The sequence below is a fragment of the Nocardioides sp. IC4_145 genome (genome assembly GCF_011250565.1).
In the GTDB taxonomy this organism is placed as follows: Bacteria; Actinomycetota; Actinomycetes; order Propionibacteriales; family Nocardioidaceae; genus Nocardioides.
Genome location: NZ_JAANMS010000097.1, coordinates 1 through 270 on the forward strand (window position 1 = coordinate 1; position 270 = coordinate 270).

The following is a 270-nucleotide window of genomic DNA, read 5'->3' on the forward strand; positions in this document are numbered from 1 at the left end:
TGTTCGACGCGAGTCCTCGCCCCTGGGACGAGAACGACATCACCCTGCTCGAGCTGCTCGCCACCCCCGTGATGGCTGAACTCGAGCTCGCAGCACTCGAGGCGGACTACGGCGACGAGCGCCTCATTTGGCAGCTCGCGGTTGACGCGGCAGGGGTCGGCGCCTTCGACTGGAACCTCACCACCGGCGAGCTTCGCTGGGACGAGCGCCTGCTCGAGCTGTTCGGCCTTGACCGGAACACCTTCGGCGGCACCATCGACGACTTCAGCG

The 270-nt window shown here is 67.0% G+C and carries 1 protein-coding gene; it reads left to right on the plus strand.

Annotation, left to right across the window (positions count from 1 at the left end):
- Positions 1-270: hypothetical protein (locus G6553_RS20580; RefSeq protein WP_207620091.1), on the plus strand; the 270-nt coding region annotated here is incomplete at both ends.